Annotated in this window: 14 protein-coding genes; all 14 read right to left on the reverse strand. The window is 74.4% G+C overall.

The window, feature by feature from the left end; translation table 11 throughout:
- Positions 1–14: 14 nt before the first annotated feature.
- On the reverse strand, positions 15–944 hold the full coding sequence (gene fmt, locus ACGF0J_RS24785; protein WP_393149543.1) for a methionyl-tRNA formyltransferase: 930 nt from the start codon (positions 942–944) through the stop codon (positions 15–17).
- Between the two features lie 2 nt (positions 945–946).
- Positions 947–1495 (reverse strand): peptide deformylase, encoded by a 549-nt coding sequence (gene def / locus ACGF0J_RS24790; protein ID WP_393149348.1) that lies wholly within the window; start codon positions 1493–1495, stop codon positions 947–949.
- A gap of 26 nt (positions 1496–1521) precedes the next feature.
- Positions 1522–2856 (reverse strand): hypothetical protein, encoded by a 1335-nt coding sequence (locus ACGF0J_RS24795; RefSeq protein ID WP_393149349.1) that lies wholly within the window; start codon positions 2854–2856, stop codon positions 1522–1524.
- A 37-nt stretch (positions 2857–2893) separates the two neighbouring features.
- The gene (locus ACGF0J_RS24800; RefSeq protein ID WP_393149350.1) at positions 2894–4414 is read right to left on the reverse strand and encodes a hypothetical protein; all 1521 of its coding nucleotides are present in this window, start codon (positions 4412–4414) and stop codon (positions 2894–2896) included.
- Positions 4415–4463: 49 nt separating this feature from the next.
- A complete protein-coding gene (locus ACGF0J_RS24805) occupies positions 4464–6962 on the reverse strand; it encodes a primosomal protein N' (protein WP_393149351.1) in 2499 nt (832 codons plus the stop codon).
- 212 nt (positions 6963–7174) lie between these two features.
- Positions 7175–8362 (reverse strand): methionine adenosyltransferase, encoded by a 1188-nt coding sequence (metK, locus tag ACGF0J_RS24810; protein ID WP_393149352.1) that lies wholly within the window; start codon positions 8360–8362, stop codon positions 7175–7177.
- 137 nt (positions 8363–8499) lie between these two features.
- Complete coding sequence (locus ACGF0J_RS24815) at positions 8500–8868, reverse strand: hypothetical protein (RefSeq protein ID WP_393149353.1); 369 nt, start codon at positions 8866–8868, stop codon at positions 8500–8502.
- A 108-nt stretch (positions 8869–8976) separates the two neighbouring features.
- Positions 8977–10164 carry a bifunctional phosphopantothenoylcysteine decarboxylase/phosphopantothenate--cysteine ligase CoaBC gene (gene coaBC, locus ACGF0J_RS24820; RefSeq protein ID WP_393149354.1) on the reverse strand — a complete coding sequence of 396 codons (1188 nt, stop codon included), beginning with the start codon at positions 10162–10164 and terminating at the stop codon, positions 8977–8979.
- Positions 10165–10172: 8 nt separating this feature from the next.
- On the reverse strand, positions 10173–10442 hold the full coding sequence (rpoZ, locus tag ACGF0J_RS24825) for a DNA-directed RNA polymerase subunit omega (RefSeq protein WP_101783051.1): 270 nt from the start codon (positions 10440–10442) through the stop codon (positions 10173–10175).
- Positions 10443–10447: 5 nt separating this feature from the next.
- Positions 10448–11020, reverse strand: coding sequence for a guanylate kinase (gene gmk / locus ACGF0J_RS24830; protein WP_393149544.1), 573 nt, complete (start codon positions 11018–11020; stop codon positions 10448–10450).
- A gap of 139 nt (positions 11021–11159) precedes the next feature.
- Positions 11160–11483: an integration host factor, actinobacterial type gene (gene mihF, locus ACGF0J_RS24835; protein ID WP_020541698.1), complete on the reverse strand. Its 324-nt coding sequence runs from the start codon at positions 11481–11483 to the stop codon at positions 11160–11162.
- A 607-nt stretch (positions 11484–12090) separates the two neighbouring features.
- The gene (gene pyrF / locus ACGF0J_RS24840; RefSeq protein ID WP_393149355.1) at positions 12091–12789 is read right to left on the reverse strand and encodes an orotidine-5'-phosphate decarboxylase; all 699 of its coding nucleotides are present in this window, start codon (positions 12787–12789) and stop codon (positions 12091–12093) included.
- Positions 12786–13763, reverse strand: coding sequence for a dihydroorotate dehydrogenase (locus ACGF0J_RS24845; protein ID WP_393149356.1), 978 nt, complete (start codon positions 13761–13763; stop codon positions 12786–12788). Before ACGF0J_RS24845 ends, pyrF begins: the two co-directional genes overlap by 4 nt.
- Positions 13764–13849: 86 nt before the next feature.
- Entirely contained in the window at positions 13850–14701 is an 852-nt protein-coding gene (locus ACGF0J_RS24850; protein WP_393149357.1) for a dihydroorotate dehydrogenase electron transfer subunit, read from the reverse strand.
- Positions 14702–14733: the final 32 nt, after the last annotated feature.

The following is a 14733-nucleotide window of genomic DNA, read 5'->3' on the forward strand; positions in this document are numbered from 1 at the left end:
CCGGCCCTGGGTGGTCACTCGAACCGGTCGTCTCCGCCGACCCGCGCGCCGCGCGCCCAGGCGCCGGCCGCCATCACCCGCTTGCCCTGTGGCTGGACCTCGCCCAGCTCGACGGGGTGGGTGGCCGTGCCGACCAGGACGGTGTCCTTGCCGGCGGCGATCGCCCCGGCCGGGAGCGGCTCGGCGGACGGCGCGGGGCGGACGGGGCCCAGCTTGACCCGCTGCCCGCGGAAGGTGCTCCACGCGCCCGGCCCGGGGGTGCAGGCGCGCACCAGCCGGTCGACGCGCATGGCGGGCGCCGTCCAGTCGACCTGCGCGTCGACCACGTTGATCTTGGGTGCGACGCTGACCCCGTCGCGGGGCTGCCGGCGGGCCTGCAGGGTGCCGTCCTCGACGCCGTCGAGGGTCGCGGCCAGCAACCCGGCGCCGGAGACGGCGAGCCGGTCGAGGAGGCTGCCGCTGGTGTCGTCGGCCCGGATCTGCTCGGTGACCACGCCGTAGACGGGCCCGGCGTCGAGCTCCTTGACGATCTGGAACGTCGAGGCGCCGGTGATCTCGTCGCCGTGCAGGATCGCGTGCTGGACAGGGGCGGCGCCGCGCCAGGCGGGCAGGATCGAGAAGTGCAGGTTGATCCAGCCGAGGCGCGGCACGGCGAGCGTGGCCTGCGGCAGCAGCGCGCCGTAGGCGACCACGGGGCAGCAGTCGGGCTTCAGCTCCGCCAGCCGGTCGAGGAACTCGGGAGCGCCGGCCTTCTCCGGGCGCAGCACCTCGATCCCCGCCTCCTCGGCCAGCTCGGCCACCGGCGAGGGGTGGACCTTGCGGCCGCGGCCGGACTGGGCGTCGGGCCGGGTGACGACCGCGACGACCTCGTGCCGGGGCGAGTCGATCAGGGTGCGCAGGGACGGCAACGCCGTCTCGGGCGTGCCCGCGAAGACCAGGCGCATCGTCACAGCGCCTTTCCGCCGGTGGCGTGCGGCGAGAAGCGGATGGTGGGGGCCGACAGGCCGCTCCACTCCGCCTCGCGGATCGCCTTCATGGCGAGCTTGCGCTGCTTGGGGTCCATCCGGTCGATGAACAGGATGCCGTCGAGGTGGTCGGTCTCGTGCTGGAAGCAGCGCGCCATCAGGTCGGTGCCCTCCAGCACGACGGGCTCGCCGTGCATGGTGAAGCCCTTGGCCACGGCGCGGATGGCGCGCGGCGTCGGGAACGACAGCCCGGGGAAGGACAGGCAGCCTTCCTCGCCCTCCTCGTCCATCTCGGCGGACAGGTCGAGGTCGGGGTTGATCAGATGGCCGAGCTGGTCGTCCACGTAGTAGGTGAACACCCGCAGCCCGACGCCGATCTGCGGGGCCGCCAGGCCTGCGCCCGGCGCGTCCATCATCGTGTCGGTGAGGTCTTTGACCAGCTTGCGGAGCTCCTTGTCGAAGTCGACGACCGGCGCCGCCGGGGTGGTCAGCACCGGGTCTCCGAACAGCCGGATCGACTGGATCGCCAAAGGGTCACTCCGTTTCGTCGGTGGGGTCAGCCCAGTTTAGTGTGCGCCAGGGAGCGCGCCTTCATCGCGGCTTTGCGGGCTGCCTTGACGACGGCCGGGTCGTCGTGGGCGGTGGCGAGCATGTCGAGGACGGCGACCGTGTCGGGGTGGTCGACGGCGGGCATCTCGTCGATGAGCCGGATCAGGTCCTCGCCGGGCTCCGGGGTGTCGAGCCGGTCGGCCGCCTGGCCCGACAGGTGCATGAGGGCGGCGAGCGAGTCGACGGCGAGCCAGGTGTGGTCCTCGCCGCTGAGCGCGGGGGCGTCGAGGTCGCGAATGTGCAGCCACGACGCGGCGTAGCGGCGGGTCAGCGGCAGGTCGAGCGCCTCACGCAGGGGCGCCTCGGCCTCGGGGCCGAGCTCCTCCAGGATGGCGCCGACCGCTCCGCGCCTGCCGGCGGTGCCGTCGGCGGCGATCCGGACGAGCTCGCGGGCCGCCTGCTCGGGCGGGCGGCGTTCGAGCCAGCCGGCCACGGCGCTCTGGCTGGCGGCGCCCTTCACCAGGGCCTCGACCAGCTCGGCGGCCGACAGGTCGGCGAAGACCTCGACCTCGGCCGTGGTGGGCGCGTCGTGGCCCTCGCGCAGCAGGTCGCGGCGGATGGCCCAGACGCCGAGCGGGGTGAGGGCGGTGCGGCCCGAGCCGGTCTGCTCGACGAGCCCGCAGTAGCCGAGCAGCGACAGCGCCTCCAGCAGCTCGGCGGGGAGCGAGGCGGCCAGGCGGCGCATCGGCACGGCCCCGGGCTCGCAGGCGACCTCGTGGGACTGCAGGATGCCGCGGGCGAGGTTGGTGACGGCGACGCCGGAGCGCACGGAGTAGATGGTGGCGAGCATCTCGGCGAGGTGCTCGTCGACCACGACGGAGCCGGTCAGCCCCTCGTCGGCCCGGTCGAGCACGTCCATGACGACGCCGTCCCAGAACTCCAGCGTGGCCTCGACCGTGAGCCGCAGCGACAGCGGGCCGCGCGACGCCTGGCCGCGCATGATGCGCAGCAGGCCGGTGTTGACGGCGACGATCCACACCAGGCGCAGCCGCGCGGGGTCGAGGCCGAGCTCGGCCGCAGCGGCGGCCGTGTCGGTGTCGGTGAGCAGCCCCTCGGGCGTCACGGCGCGGCTGCCGGTCCAGGTGGTCAGCCGGATGGCGTCGGCCACCAGCGGCACGGTGGGCACCTGGGCGGCCAGCTCGGCGTCCGGCGCGAGCTGGACCGGCGGGAACGTCAGCGCCTCGTGGTCGGCGCGCGTCTCCTGCGGCGGCCGCGGCGGGACCGCTGCCTGCTCATCGATCAGCTTGCGCAGCTCGGCGAGGTCGAAGACGTTGTTGGCCACCCAGGAAACTTACTGCACAGCGGTCACAGGGGCGTACTCATCCGATGCCCCGGGAGCGGGCTTTGAAGGCGGCCTTGCGCGCGGCCTTGGCGACGGTGCCGTCGGCGAGGGAGCGTCCGAGCAGCTCCAGCACCTCGATCACGTCGGGGTGGTCGACCTGCCACATCTCCTCGATGAGGTGGGCGGGCGGGCCGGAGGCCGCCATGTTCTCCGAGAAGACGTCGGGGTCCTCCTCGGCGGCGGGCAGGGCGAGCGCCAGCATGTCGACGCTGACCCAGAGCAGCTCGTCCTGGGTGAGCGACGGGGCCGGCAGCCCGCGGGCCGCCAGCCAGTGGATGGCGTGCGGGCGAAGCTCGGGGTCGTCGAGGCCGGCGCGCACCGCGGTCTCGGCCTCGGCGCCCAGCCGGTCGACGATGGTGACCGCGATGCCGCGGGCCACGGCGGGCGCGCCGGAGGCGGCGCCGAACAGCTCGGCGGCGGCCTCGGCCGGGCCGCGGCGGTCGAGCCAGCGGGTGATGTCGGCCTCGGCCAGGTCGGCCGGCACGCCGTCGAGCAGCCCCTCGATGAGACCGGTGGCGTCGGCCTCGGCCAGGTCGGGCGCCTGCGGCGCGTCGAGGCCGAGGGTGAGGTAGTGCTCGCGCAACGCCCAGACGGCGAGCGGGGTGAGCCCCGCCTCGTCGCCGGTCGTCTCGACCAGGCCGCACCAGGCGAGCCGGTCGAGCGTGGCGCCGACGTCGATCTCGGCGCCGTCGGACGCCTCCTCCAGGTATGCGCCGATCACGGCGACGGGCACGCGGGCGCGCACCCGGTAGAGCATGTCGAGCAGGTCGTACAGCTCGTGGTCGGCGTCGGCGCTGCCGGTGACTGCGCCGCCGGTGTCGTGCTCGACGAGGTGGGCCACGATCCGGGCCCACCGGCCGAGCGGCTCGTCGCGCGGCTCGGCGTCGAGAAGGGGACGCAGGCCGGCGACCGGCTCGGCGTGCGGGCCCGGGCCGTGCAGCTCGGCCCAGAGCGGCACGTCCGCGAGACCGGCCAGCAGCGCGTCGGGCGGGTCGGTCCGTACGGCGGGCAGCGGCGAGCAGCCGGGGCAGTCGCAGGGCGCCTCCCCCAGGTCGGGCACCTCACCGGACGGGATCGCAACCGACTGCTCCAGCGACTCCGGCCCGATCGAGCTGAACAGGCTCTTGGCCATGCCGAAGTTGGCCTCGTCGGCGAGCGCCTCCGGCAGCCGCGGCGCGATGTCGGCGAGCCGCTCGCGCATGACGGCCGCGGTGGGGCCGGCGACCTGCCCGGTGTCCTCCAGATAGTCGACCAGCGTGCGGGCGGCCGTCACGGTCTGCGGCGCGCTCTCGGGCGGGGCGATGACCTTGCGGGGATAGATGGACAGCAGCAGCTCGTCGAAGGTCTCGGGAGCGAAATCGCCCGGCTCGTCGACGTTGAGGTAGTCGCTGGCGTAGTCGCAGAGCAGTCGTACCTCGTCCGCGTCCACCTCGACGCCCCGCGCCCGGCCCCAAGCACGCAGGGAGTCGATGGCCTGGTTCACCCATTCGATCGACACAGGGGCACGCTAACGGCTGGCTTACAGATGAGCGAATCGGGGATCTCGCCTAAATCAGGTCGAGGGGGTCAACACTCACCTTCACCACATCGGGCGCCTTGCGTGCCGCGCGAACGCCGCCGGCGCCCTTGAGCGCCGCCGCCAGGGCGGCTCCGTCGGCGCGCGGGACGCGGATCATGGCGCGCTCCTGGCCGCCGTCGTCGACGGGCACCGGTCCGAGAATCTGGGCGGCGGGCGGCAACCGCGTCTCGTCGAGCATCTGCCGGACCGCCGAGGGCACGCCGGTGAGCGTCGCCATCCGGACGGCGGGCGGGAACCCCAGCTCGGCGCGGTCGGCCAGCTCGCGTTCGGCGTGGGTGATCGGGTCCCAGCGCAGCAGCGCCTGAACGGCCGGCAGCATGGCGTCGGCGAGCACCACCAGCTCGGCGGCGGGCCGCAGCAGGGCCGCGGCGTTCATCCAGCGGCGCAGCGCCTCCTCGCCCGCCCGCAGGTCGGCCCGGCCGAGCAGGGCCCACCCGTCGAGCAGCACGGCCGCCGCGTATCCGCCCTCGGCCACCGGCTCGGCGCCCGGCGTGGCCACGACCAGCGCCCGGCCACCGGGCACGGTGGCGAGCACGCCGTCGCGGCCCGAGGTGCGCACGGGCACCGACGGGAAGGCACGGCCCAGCTCCTCGGCGGTGCGGCGGGCGCCGACGACCACGGCACGCAGTCGGGGGCCGCCGCACCGGGCGCAGCGCCAGCCCGGGTCCACCCGGCCGCACCAGCGGCAGTAGGGCGCCGCGTGCCCCGCCCGCAGCGCCAGCGGCCCGTGGCAGCTTCCCGGCGGCGCCGGCGCCTCCAGCGGGCCCGCCGGCTCGGCCGCTACCGCCACGGCCGTCTCCGGCACGCCGAGCGCCTCCCGGGATACGCCGCTCCGGCCCGAGAAGGGCAGCGCCTCAGGCACGGCCGCGGCGTCGTACGCAGGGCCGTGGGCCGCGTACCGGCCTCCGGAGCGGGTGGGCGGCAGCGCGCACCGGGCCGGAGCGCGGCAGTGCTGGCAGGCCACGGCGGGCAGGTAGCCGCGTCTGGGCACCTGGACGAGCACCGGCCCGGAGTCCAGACCCAGGCGCAGCGCCCGCCAGGCCAGGCTGGGCAGCCGCGCCGCCCTGGCCGCCTGGTCCTTGGCCAGCTCGGCGTCCTCCCCCGCGGGCCGTACGCGCGGCGCCCGGGTCCTGATCGTCTGCCGCGCGGCGACGATGGGCCGCGCCCAGCCGGTGGCGACGAGCCGGGTGGCCTCGGCGGTGCGGGTGTAGCCGCCGACGAGCAGGGCCGCGCCGGACCGGTGCGCCCGCAGCGCGAGCACCTCGCGGGCGTGCGGGTACGGGGCGAGCCGTTCGGCGTGCAGGTCGTCGCCGTCGTCCCAGATGGCCACCAGCCCGACGTCCGCCACCGGCGCGAACATCGCGGCCCGGGTGCCGACGACCGCCTTCACCTGCCCGCGCAGCAGGCGCAGCCAGCGGCGGTAGCGTTCGGCGGGGCCGAGGTCGGCGGTGAGCGCCACGTGCGTCCCCGGCCCGAGCACCCGGGCCAGCGCCGCGTCGGCCAGCGCGACGTCCTTGCCGTCGGGGACGACGACGACGGCTCCCCTGCCGCCGTCGAGGGTGGCCAGCACCGCCTCGGCCACCGCCCCGGCCCATCCTCCCGCGCCGGGCAACGCCTGCCAGACCGCGCGCGGCGCCCTGCCGTTCCTCAGCGCGTCGAGGAACGAGGCCCCCATCGGGTACGCGTCCCACTCCCCCACGCCGGCCCCCGGGGACGCCCCCGCGCCACCCTCCCGGACCGCCTCCGCAGGCATCCCCATGACCACCCCCGCAGAACCCTCCGCAGGCGTCCCCGCGGGCGTCTCCGCAGGCGTCCCCGCGACCGCCTCCGCGGGCGCCGCGGCGGGAGGCTTCGTGGACGCGTCCGCGGGCGCCTCCGCGGGCGTCCCCGCGACCGCCTCCGTGGGCGGCTGCGCGGGCGGCTGCGCGGGCGTCGCGGCGGCAGTGGCCGGGCTGGCGGGCGGGACAGCGGGCGCCGCGGCGGGCGGGGCGGCGGGTGCCGTGCCGGTCCGCGCCGCCGCCGGGGTCTCCGCCTCGGCCTTGGCGTGGCGCGGGGGGACGGCCAGGCGCAGGACGTCGGCCAGCGTGCCCGCGTAGCGGTCGGCGACCGCCCTGGCCAGCCCGGCGATCTCGGGCGTCAGCACCCGCTCGGGCGAGACCACCCGCTCCAGCGTCGCGAGCTTGCCGGGATGGTCGCTGTACTCGGCGCGTTCGAGCAGGAACCCGTCGACCAGCTTGCCCGCGAAGCGCACCCGGACCCGCACGCCGGGCTGCGCGGCGGCGTGCATCGTGGCGGGCACCAGGTAGTCGAAGGGCCGGTCGAGGTGCGGCAGCGGGTTGTCCACCGCGACCCGCGCCACCGGCAGCTCCGGCGCGGGCTCGGGCGCCCCCTTGGCCGGCGCCCCCTTGGCCGGTGCCGCCGGCTGCACGGCGGCGAGCGGCAGGAGGGCGTCGTCGGGGTGGGTCACGCCCTAGGTCTACCAGAAGCCGTCACCCCGTCATGCCCGCACGTGGGCGTTCGCGCAGGTCGCGCCCGCTCGCCGGCGGCGGAGGACGACTTCGGGGACCTGAACGAGGCGCTCGGGAAGCACGTCGAGAGCTGACCCCCGGCGGGGCGTGGGAAGCGCCCCGAACGCGCGGATGCCGCGCCCCGGTGGGGCGCGGCATCCGGTGCGGCGGGTCAGAGGCCGGCGGCGGTCCGCAGCGCCTCGGCGCGGTCGGTCGACTCCCAGGAGAAGCCCTCGCGGCCGAAGTGACCGTAGGCGGCCGTCTCGGAGTAGATCGGGCGCAGCAGGTCGAGGTCGCGGATGATCGCGGCCGGACGGAGGTCGAACACCTGCAGCACCGCGTCCTGGATCTTCTCCACCGGCATCTGCTCGGTGCCGAAGCACTCGACGAACAGGCCGACCGGCTGGGCCTTGCCGATGGCGTAGGCGACCTGGACCTCGCAGCGGTCGGCCAGCCCGGCGGCCACGACGTTCTTGGCGACCCAGCGCATGGCGTAGGCGGCCGAACGGTCGACCTTGGACGGGTCCTTGCCGGAGAAGGCGCCGCCACCGTGGCGGGCCATGCCGCCGTAGGTGTCGATGATGATCTTGCGGCCGGTGAGGCCGGCGTCGCCCATCGGGCCGCCGATCTCGAAGCGGCCGGTCGGGTTGACCAGCAGCCGGTAGCCCTCGGTGTCGAGGTCGAGGCCCGCGAGCACCGGGTCGACCACGTGCTCCTTGATGTCGGGCGTCAGCATCTCGCGCAGGTCGATCTCGGCGGCGTGCTGGGTGGAGACCACCACGGTGTCGAGGCGGACGGGCGTGTCGCCGTCGTACTCGATCGTGACCTGGGTCTTGCCGTCGGGACGGAGGTAGGGCACCGTGCCGGACTTGCGCACGCCCGCCAGGCGCTGGGCCAGGCGGTGGGCCAGCATGATCGGCAGCGGCATCAGCTCGGGCGTGTCACGGCAGGCGTAGCCGAACATCAGGCCCTGGTCGCCGGCGCCCTGCCGGTCGAGCTCGTCGACGTCGCCACCGACGCGGTGCTCGTAGGCGTCGTCGACGCCCTGCGCGATGTCGGGCGACTGCGCGCCGATGGACACCGAAACGCCGCAGGAGGCGCCGTCGAAGCCCTTGTGCGAGGCGTCGTAGCCGATCTCCAGGATCTTCTCGCGGATGACGCCCGGGATGTCGACGTAGGTCTCGGTGGTCACCTCGCCTGCGACGTGAACCTGGCCGGTAGTGATCAGCGTCTCGACGGCGACCCGGCTCTTGGGGTCGTCCTTGAGCATGGTGTCGAGAATCGCGTCACTGATCTGGTCGGCGATCTTGTCCGGGTGGCCTTCGGTGACCGACTCGGAGGTGAACAGGCGACGTGACAACTCAGTGGCTCCTCATGCAGCGGCTGCTGACGGATGTGCGGCTCCGGCTGGTGGTCGGGCCAGGGCCTCGCCGAAGTCTAGCCCTACCCGGCGCTCCATCGCGAAACCGCCACACCCTACGGACATTTAGGTGCATCTCATAGATGGGGCAGCGGATCGGGGGGCAGCGTCTCCGGCGCGAAGACCTCCGCGTCGGCCGCCGCGACCACCGCGGCGTACTCCTCATCGAACTCCAGCGTCATCGAGCCGAGCTCGATTCTCGGTCCAGGCCTCCAGCGAATAGGGCCCAGCCTGGTCCGCCGCGGGAAGCTCGCGTGCACCGACACGGGCCTGTCACTGCGCAGCACCCGGGTGCCCAGCACCGAGACGCCGGCGCCGGTCACCACGACGAGGAACCCGGCCCCGCCCGGCGGCCCGAGGGAGACGGCGGGGAAGACGTAACGGATCTCCTCACGCGCGCCCAGCAACGTCCTGCAGCGATCCCTGACAGCGGAGCTCACCGGCATCGATCCCCCTCCCTGCCCAGTATCCGCAGGCATCAGGGGCGCCGCAACAGCCTCGTCCACGGGTCCGGAGGGGGATTGGCGGCGTCCCGCCGGGACGGCGGACGAGGGTCAGGCGAGGCGGGCGGCGACGAGGTCCCAGACGGCGTCGGCGACGTCCTCCTTGGGCCCGCGCGGCACCTCGACCGGCTCCCCGTCGGCGACGAGGACGGTGGCGGCGTTGTCGGGGGTGCCGAACGCCAGTCCGTGGCCGACCTGGTTGACGACGAGCAGGTCGCAGCCCTTGCGGGCGAGTTTGGCGCGACCGTTGGCGAGCACGTCGTCGGTCTCGGCCGCGAACCCGACGATCACCTGGGACGGGGTCGTGCGGCGCGCGCCCAGCTCGGCGAGGATGTCGGGGTTGGTCACCAGGCGGATGGGCTCGGGCTCGCCGCCGTCCGACTTCTTGATCTTGGAGCCGGAACGGGCGGCGGGCCGGAAGTCGGCGACGGCCGCGGCCATCACGACCACGTCGGCGCCGCCGGCGGCCGCGAGCACCGCCTCGCGCAGCTCGGCCGTGGACTCGACCCGGACGACGGTGGCCCCGGCGGGGTCGGGCAGCGTGACGTTGGCGGCGACCAGGGTCACCTCGGCCCCGCGGGCGGCGGCGGTGCGGGCCAGCGCGTAGCCCTGCAGGCCGGAGGAGCGGTTGCCGATGTAGCGGACCGGGTCGATGGCCTCGCGGGTGCCGCCGGCGGACACGACGACCTTGCGCCCGGCCAGGTCGCGCGGGCGGCCGCTCAGCACGCGCAGGCAGACCTGGAAGATCTCGGCGGGGTCGGGCAGCCGGCCGGGGCCGGTGTCGGCGCCGGTGAGCCGGCCGACGGCGGGGTCGAGCACGATCGAGCCGCGCCGGCGCAGCGTCTCGACGTTGGCCCGGGTGGCGGCGTGCTGCCACATCTCGGTGTGCATCGCGGGAGCGAACACCACGGGGCACCGGGCGGTCAGCAGGGTGTTGGTCAGCAGGTCTCCGGCCAGGCCGTGAGCGGCCTTGGCCAGCACGTCGGCGGTGGCGGGCGCGACCACGACGAGGTCGGCGCCCTGGCCGATCCGCACGTGGGGCACCTCGTGCACGTCGTCCCACACGTCGGTCGTGACCGGCCGGCCCGACAGGGCGGCCCAGGTGGGCTCGCCCACGAACCGCAGCGCGTCACGGGTCGGCACGACCCGCACCTCGTGCCCGGACTCGGTGAACAGGCGCAGGAGCTCGCACGCCTTGTAGGCCGCGATGCCCCCGCTGACGCCAAGGACGACCTTCATCGAAGGGGTCAGACCGCGCCTTCGATGGGCTCGGCGTTGAGCAGCCCCTCGGAGACCTCGCGCAGCGCGATGGACAGCGGCTTCTCCTGGGCGTGCGTCTCGACCAGCGGCCCGACGTACTCCAGCAGGCCCTCGCCGAGCTGGGAGTAGTAGGCGTTGATCTGTCGGGCGCGCTTGGCACCCATGATCACCAGGGAGTACTTGCTGTCGACGATGTCGAGCAGCGCGTCGATCGGAGGGTTGGTGATGCCCTCGGCGACCGGGGCAATGCCTGCCACGATTGTCAGACCTCTCGATTGGTGGTTGTCGTGACCCCCAGAGGGTCAGTCATCAAGGCTATCAGCCGGTGGCACACGTCTTTGACATTCGTGTTCACCAGGGTGAGGTCGAACTCCCGCTCGGCCGCCATCTCGATCCGCCCCGCCTCCAGGCGGCGGGCGATCACGTCGTCGGGCTCGGTGCCGCGGCCGCGCAGGCGCTTCTCCAGCTCCTCCCACGTGGGCGGGGCGAGGAACACCAGCAGGGCCTCGGGCATGCTGCCGCGCACCTGCCTGGCGCCCTCCAGGTCGATCTCCAGCAGGGTGGGGACGCCCGCGTCGAGCTTCTCCATGACGGCCCGGCGCGGCGTGCCGTACCTGTTGCCGGCGAACTCCGCCCATTCGAGCAGCTCGCCGGCCGCCACGAGCCGGTCGAACTCCTCGCCGTCGACGAAGAAGTAGTGGACCCCGTCGGTCTCGCCGGGCCGGGGTCGCCGGGTGGTCACCGAGACCGACAGCCACACCTCAGGGTGCGCCCGCCGGATCTCGGCGACGACCGTGGACTTGCCGACGCCCGACGGTCCCGACAGGACCGTCAGGCGCCTGCCCTCGGAGGGGAGGAAGTCGCCGACCTTCGTCCCGGCGCGGACCGTCTCATGAACCCTTGCACCGCCGGACCGGGACCTGTCGGTCACTTCCTACCCCCCTGCTGAACCAGCGCTTCGTGTGGCTACGAGATTAGCTCTCGTTGCCACCGAACTCGCGCTCGAGGGAGGCCCTCTGGTTCGCGCCGAGGCCCCGCACGCGGCGGGACTCGGCGATGGCGAGCCGCTCCATCAACTGCTTGGCGCGGACCTTGCCCACGCCGGGAAGCGACTCCAGGAGAGCCGACACCTTCATCTTGCCGATGACGTCGTCGGTCTGCCCATCCTTGAGCACCTCAGCCAGAGAAACCGCGCCATGCTTGAGCCGGTTCTTGACCTCGGCACGCTCTTTACGGGCCTTTGCAGCCTTCTCCAGGGCTGCGGCGCGCTGCTCAGGGGTCAGGGGAGGAAGAGCCACGCCGGGTCACCTCGAATTTCTGTCGATGTACTCGGACGGGAAGGGAAACTAGCTGGTCATCGCCCCCTAAGCAACGTCAATGGCAGTTTCTCCCACGACAAAATCAACTTCATCACGTTCCGTGTCGGTAAAACTACGGCCAGGTGATCAAATCGCCCTCACTTCCCCGTTCCCGGCCACCTGGGCGACGGCTCGACGGAATGGGACGATGATCACATTCCCGTCGATCACTCCTGTCCGAAATCCCGCTCCCACCTGCGTCCCAAACCCGGCGACATCATGATCCAAGTCGCGGCGCGGCGTCGTCTGTGCCATGATTTGATCTTGTACGCGGGGGTCCGGCGTGCTGCCCGTTGATCTTGTCGTCGGGCCGCCGCGCGCGGGCGGCGGTGACCTTGGGTGGGGTCCGGCCGCATGCCCGTCCGGGCGTGCCGCGTCTTGGTGTGGGGTGAGCGCGGCGTGCCCGGCCCCGCGCACCCGCACCCGCACCGGCACCGCGCACCGGCCCCGCGCACCGGCGCCGTCCCTTCGCGGGCGCACGCGGAGGCGGCGGGGCCGCGACGGCATCGGCGCGGCGTGTCCTGAGCCCCGCAGGCGGGCGGCGGCGTCAGGACGGGGTGGTGCGGCGCAGGGCAGCGGCGACGGCGGCGGCGGCCGCGCCCGGGTCCGGGGCGCCGGTGATGGGACGGCCGATGACCAGCAGGTCGGCGCCGTCCGCGAGCGCCTGTTCGGGCGTGGCCACCCGCGCCTGGTCCTGCGTGTCGGCACCCGCGGGCCGTACCCCCGGTGTGATCAGCGTGATGCCCGGCCCCACTTCGGTGCGTACCGCCGCCACCTCGTTGGGGCTGCAGACGAGCGCCGTGGCGCCCGCCTCGACCGACATGGCGGCCAGCCGGCGTACGGCGTCGTCGGCGGGTCCCCGGATGCCGACGCGGCCGAGATCGGCCTCCGTGAGCGACGTCAGGACCGTGACGGAGGCGATCTGCGTGTGCGGCGCGGCCTCCACCGCCGCCCGGATCATCCTCGGGCCTCCGGTGGCGTGCACGGTGAGGATTGCGGGCCGGAGCCGGGCGACGGCCCGGGCGGCGCCCGCGACGGTGTTGGGTATGTCGTGCAGCTTCAGGTCGAGGAAGACGCGCACGCCGCTGGCTCCCCGGACGGAGGCGATCACGTCGGGGCCGTAGCGCAGGTAGAGCTCCAGGCCCACCTTGACCGTGCTGACGTGCGGAGTCACCAGCCCGGCCCACCGGGCGGCGGTCTCCAGGTCGGGTGCGTCGAGGGCGACGGCGATGGGTGCGGGCGTCACGGGGAGCTCTCCTCGGAGTCGACGAGCAGGTGCCGGGGGGCGCTCCCCGGCGGGCGGTGGGCCAGGCCGACGGCGTCGGCCAGCCGGTGGAAGCCGCGCGCCTGCAACAGGTCCTCGAGCTCGCGCTCGATGCGCAGGCACGCGTACGGGTCGTGGAACAGCGCCGTCCCGACCCCGATCGCGCAGGCCCCGGCCAGGATGAGCTGGAAGGCGTCGGCGCCCGTCATGACGCCGCCGACGCCGATCAGCGGCACCCCGGGCAGCGCGGCGTGCACCTGCCACACGCACCGTACGGCGATGGGCAGGACGGCCGGCCCGGACAGCCCTCCGGTCACGGCGGCGAGCGAGGGCCGCAGCGCCTCGGTGTCGATGGCCATGCCCAGCGGATTGTTGATCATCGACAGGGCGTCGGCCCCGGCGTCGACGCAGGCGCGGGCCACCGCGACGATGTCGGCCACGTCGGGGGCGAGCTTGGCGACGACCGGCACGTCGTAGCGCATGATGGACCGCACCGAGGCGATCACCTCGGCGGCGGCGCTGCCCTCGCGGGCGAAGACCCGGCCGCGGTCCTCGATGTTCGGGCAGGACAGGTTGACCTCCAGCGCGGTCACGCCGGGGGCGTCGGCGAGCCGGCGGGCCAGCTCGGAGTATTCAGCGACCGTGCCGCCGCCGATCGAGACGATGGTGCGGATGCCGCGCTGGGCCAGCCAGGGCAGCTCGCGTTCGAGGAAGGCGTCGATGCCGGGGCCCTGCAGCCCGACGGCGTTGAGCATGCCGGAGGGCGTCTCGGCCATGCGCGGCGTGGGGCGGCCGGCGCGCGGGGCCATGGTGATGGACCGGGTGGCGAGCGCGCCCAGCCGGTGCAGGTCGAAGAACTGCGCCAGCTCGCGCCCGGAGGCGGCGCAGCCGGCGGCCGTCGTGACGGGGTTGGCGAGCTCCACGTGCGCGAGGAACGTCCGCATGTCCACCGGCATGTCAGGCCACCGCCGCACCCGGCGTGGCGCCGGTCGGGACGGCGGCCCGGTGGCGGGCGGTGCGCGTCACGGACGGCCGGTACGGCTCAGCCCGCATGGCGAGCACCGCCCCCGGGCGCGCCGAGGGCGTCGAACGGGATGGTGCCGACGTCCTCGAACCGCACCCGCTCCCCCCGGAACACCGGCCCCTCGGCGCAGGCGCGCACCATCCTGGTCGTCCCGTCGTCGCCGATGACCGGGATGACGCACGTCATGCAGACCCCGATCCCGCAGGCCATCGACTCCTCGACCGCCACCTGCACCGGGATGTCGAACTCGATCGCCACCGCGGTGACGGCGCGCAGCGTCTCCATCGGCCCACAGGCGTAGACGGCGTCGGCCCGGGTGTCGGCGATGACGGACGGCAGCGCGTCGGTGACCTTGCCGCGCAGGCCGAGCGAGCCGTCCTCGGTGGTGAGCGTGGTGGTCTCGGCCATCCGCCGGGCCCGCATCGCCCCGAACACCCGGTCGGCGCCGGCCCCGCCCAGCAGGAAGTCGACCCGGCAGCCGCGTTCCATGAGCGCGTCGGCCACCGGGAACAGCACGGCCGAGCCGTACTCGGCGCCCACGAGCACGCAGTGCACGGGGTCGCGCGGCAGCGGGAACGGCCGCCCGAGCGGCCCGACGAGGTCGAGCGTGTCGCGGGCGCGGCGTTCGGCCAGCCAGGCGGTGCCGGGGCCGCGCACGGTGAAGACCAGCTCCACCGTGCCGCCGTAGTCGGGCTTGACGTCGTGGACGGTGAGGGCGCGCCGGGTGACCATCGACGTCTGCGCGCCCCCGACCGCGACGGACACGAAGTGGCCGGGACGGTAGCGCTCGGCGATGCCGGGCGCCACCACGGTCAGCGCATGGTAGGCGTCGACCCGGCGCGTCGTCAGCACCGTGCCCGTCACCTGCACCGGTGTGCCGGCCAGTCTCCTTCACCTCCCGC

Source organism: Nonomuraea sp. NPDC047897, assembly GCF_043204415.1.
GTDB lineage: Bacteria > Actinomycetota > Actinomycetes > Streptosporangiales > Streptosporangiaceae > Nonomuraea.